The 3,593-nt window shown below is 70.0% G+C and carries 5 protein-coding genes and 1 pseudogene; all 6 read right to left on the bottom strand.

The window, feature by feature from the left end; translation table 11 throughout:
- The coding region (gene dnaX / locus B1400_RS09240) for a DNA polymerase III subunit gamma/tau (protein WP_095614088.1) at nt 1-1,245 on the bottom strand (1,245 nt) is incomplete at its 3' end.
- A gap of 216 nt (nt 1,246-1,461) precedes the next feature.
- Nucleotides 1,462-1,866, bottom strand: coding sequence for an Rv3654c family TadE-like protein (locus tag B1400_RS09235; protein ID WP_157909668.1), 405 nt, complete (start codon nt 1,864-1,866; stop codon nt 1,462-1,464).
- Between the two features lie 75 nt (nt 1,867-1,941).
- Nucleotides 1,942-2,295 (bottom strand): TadE/TadG family type IV pilus assembly protein, encoded by a 354-nt coding sequence (locus B1400_RS09230; protein ID WP_095614086.1) that lies wholly within the window; start codon nt 2,293-2,295, stop codon nt 1,942-1,944.
- A 10-nt stretch (nt 2,296-2,305) separates the two neighbouring features.
- Nucleotides 2,306-2,542: a DUF4244 domain-containing protein gene (locus B1400_RS09225; RefSeq protein ID WP_235607420.1), complete on the bottom strand. Its 237-nt coding sequence runs from the start codon at nt 2,540-2,542 to the stop codon at nt 2,306-2,308.
- Between the two features lie 188 nt (nt 2,543-2,730).
- Nucleotides 2,731-3,291, bottom strand: coding sequence for a type II secretion system F family protein (locus B1400_RS09220; protein WP_095614084.1), 561 nt, complete (start codon nt 3,289-3,291; stop codon nt 2,731-2,733).
- A gap of 12 nt (nt 3,292-3,303) precedes the next feature.
- Nucleotides 3,304-3,593: pseudogene (locus B1400_RS09755) on the bottom strand (type II secretion system F family protein); the annotation flags it as partial.

Below are 3,593 nucleotides of genomic sequence, written 5' to 3'. Positions count from 1 at the left end.
GGGGGCGGCGTCCGGCCGCCCGCGCTTGGGCACGTCGCCGTCCGCATCGGCGCCGATGAATCCGCCGCCGGTCGCCGGTTTCGTCGGATCGGGCTGCGCGGCCGCGGACGGTCCGTCGCCGCCGAGCGCGGCGTATCCGGTCTCGCGGCCGGCGAGCAGGCGCGCGGCGAGCAGTTCCAGACGCATGCGCGGCGACGTCGCCCCGACCATATGCGTCAATGCCTCGTCGGTCTCCTCGGCCATCGCCGTCAGCGTCGCCAGACCGAGCGCCGTCGCCTGCCGGTGCAGGTCGTCGAGGTCCTCGGCGGCCGCGTCATCGCTGAGCACGCGTTCGGCGTGCTCGCCGCCGAGCGTGAGCACAAGCAGGTCGCGGATGCGCGCGAGCAGGTCCTCGACGAAGCGGCGCGCGTCGTAGCCGCCGACGATGACCTTCTGGATGACGTCGTACAGCTTCGCGCCGTCGTGGTCGATGACGGCGTCGATCGCCGCGCCGATGAGCACATCCGGCGTGAAACCGAGCAGCGCGACGGCGGAATCGTAGGTGATGTCGCCTTCGACGGCCCCGACCATGAGCTGGTCGAGCACGGACAGCGTGTCACGCACCGAGCCTCCGCCGGCGCGCATCGCGAGCCGCAGCACACCCGGCTCCGTCTCGATATGCTCCTGCTCGCAGATCCGCTCGAGATACGGCCCCATCGTCTCCGGCGGCACAAGGCGGAACGGATAGTGGTGGGTGCGCGAACGGATCGTGCCGATGACCTTCTCCGGCTCGGTCGTCGCGAAGATGAACATGACATGCTCCGGCGGCTCCTCGACGATCTTGAGCAGCGCGTTGAAGCCCTGAGGCGTCACCATGTGCGCCTCGTCGAGGATGAAGATCTTGTAGCGGTCGCGGGCGGGCGCGAAGCCGGCGCGCTCGCGCAGCTCGCGCGCGTCGTCGACGCCGTTGTGGCTTGCGGCGTCGATCTCCACGACGTCGATCGACCCCGGACCCCCGGTCGCCAGGTCGCGGCAGCTGTCGCACACGCCGCAGGGATGCGAGGTCGGTCCCTCGACGCAGTTGACGCAGCGCGCGAGGATGCGCGCCGAGCTCGTCTTGCCGCATCCACGCGGCCCCGAGAACAGGTACGCGTGCGTGAGCTTGTGCTCGTCGAGCGCGCGCATGAGCGGCACCGTCACCTGGTCCTGCCCGATGACGCCTTCGAACGTGTCCGGTCGATACCGGCGATAAAGCGCTAATGCCATGTTGCTTCCCGTTTCTTCATCGCGATTGCCTCGCTGTCCACTGCTTCTAAGGTACAGCCTGCTCACCCGAGCCGGCCGGCCATACCCCGCGCGCGACGCACGCCGACGCCGACGCCCCGCGTGTTGCGGCAGCATGGGCGCGGCCGCCCCACGCCGGAGCATTCCGCCGACGATGAACCACGCCCGGCGCGGGGTCCTGCGCCCGTCCTGGAGCCGTCAGCCCCCGCAAGGACGGGGCCCCGCCCTGGCGCTCGCCGTCACATGGTCGACGAAGGGCACGTCGGTCGGCACATGCACGCTGACGCTGACGTCGTCGCCGTCCACATCGCAACGCCGCAGGCTCCCGGCGTTCGCGTCGCTCAGCCATGCCGCCACCGCGCATGGCGTGCCGTCGCCGCGCCACAGCGCGGACGCTGCGCCGAGCGCGGCCATGTCCGCCGCCGTGCGCGCCTGCGACTGTCGCAGCACGATGTTGCCGGCGGCCGCCAATGCGCCGACGAGCACGGCCGCGGCGACGACGAGCGCGATGCCGACGACCGTCGCCGACCCCTCATCCTCACGCCGCGGCCGCATCGCATGGCGCCGCAGCCACACGGCGCACATCCGTCCATATCCGCCCATCCTCGTCATCGTTCACCTTTCCTTTTCCCTTGCACCCTTGCATCGCATATCCCGCGCGGACGCCACGTCGCACACTCAGATGTCCTGTTTCACGACGACGGCCCGGCCATGCACCGTCGTCGGCAGCACGCCGAGCGGGTCGGCGAGCACACGGCATGTCGTCGTGACGGTGATATGGTCGCCGCCGTCGGCAACCGCCAGCTGCACGCCGGCCGGCGCGGGCACGCCGCCGTCCCTGACGAGCGCGGCGCGCGCGGCGTCGGCCGCCGCATCCTGACATGAGATCTGCGTGACGCTCGCGCGTGCGAGGTACAGCAGCAGCGCGGCCGCGACGACGACGACGGGCAGCACAACGGCGAACTCCGCCGTCGCCGCCCCGCCGTCGCCGCCGCGCATCCACGCGCGCAGTCGTTTCCACGGACGTCGCATGCCGCACCGCTCAGACGCTCAGCGCCTTCTTGACGATGTTCGTCAGCAGCGTCTTGATCGCGTCCGACTTGAGCAGCGCGACGAGCACGGCCGCGAAACCGGTTGCCGCGACGAGCACGACCGCGTATTCGGCGGTCGCGGCGCCCTCCTCCGGCTGCGCGGTCAGCGTGCGCATCCTCGAATCGAGCATGACGGCGGCGCGCGTCATGCGCCTGCCCAGGTCCCGCAACGGCCATCCGACGTCCATCACGTCGATGCCGACGCCGTCGTCGAGTGAGATCATGTCCTGCATTGCCAACTCCTTTGTTTGTTGTTCGTCGTTGTTTGTCGTGTTTGCCATTTGTTCGTATATCCATGCATTCGCGTCGATGCATGGCGACGCGCGGCGCACGTTCCACATGTTTCACATGAAACGCACCGATCGGGCATCGCGGGTCATCGGGCGAAGGAGATGATCGTCGGTATGACGGCGACGCACAGGAACGCCGGCAGGAAGCACAGCCCCATCGGCAGCAGCAGCCGCACCGAGAGCCGCGAGGCGTCCCTTTCGATTTCCATGCGCTCCGTCGTCTCGAGTTGTTCCATCGTCGCGTCGATCCGCGCGCCGGCGGCGACGCCCTCGTTCCATGACTCACGCAACGTCGCGCGCACCGTCGCGGCGATACCGGCGATCCGCGGCTCATCGCATATGCATGCCCATGCGTCGTCCCACGAGGCGCCGGCCGCCAGTTCGTCGCAGACGGCGGCGAACGCTTCGGCGCACGGGCCAGCACAGCATGCGCCGACCGCGCGCAGCGCACGTGGAATCGACACGCCGCTTGCCAACGCGGCGTCCAGCAGCCGCAGCACGAGCGGCACGCTCGGCACCCAGTCCCCATGCACATGCCCGGGCAATGCGCGCAGCCGCGCGCCGACGTCCGTCTCGGCGAATGCCGCGAACACCGCCGATCCCGCACAGACGGCCGCGCAGCATGCCCATCCGATCGCGTCACCCATACGCCGCTCCCGTCAGTCATCGCCCGCCCCCGTCCGTCGCATGAGCCGAAGCATCCACACGGCGCCGAAGGCGTAGCAGACGCCGCCGAACCCCAGGCAGCACATCCCCTGCCAAGAGCCGAAAAGGACGCCGATCGGGTCGGCGCCGAGCACTTCGCCGAGGACGACGGTGACGGCCGGCAACCCGAGCAGCATCTTCACCGTCGATTGCGGCACGGCGAAGGCATTGCGCCTGAGCTCCTCGCGCATATGGATGCGCGCATGCGCGGCGCGCACCGCCTCGACGCAGCGCGCCGTCGGGC

It is taken from the genome of Bifidobacterium italicum, assembly GCF_002286915.1.
GTDB lineage: Bacteria > Actinomycetota > Actinomycetes > Actinomycetales > Bifidobacteriaceae > Bifidobacterium > Bifidobacterium italicum.
Note: the sequence above shows the minus strand (reverse complement) of the source record. Positions and strands in the feature narration are given on the sequence as shown.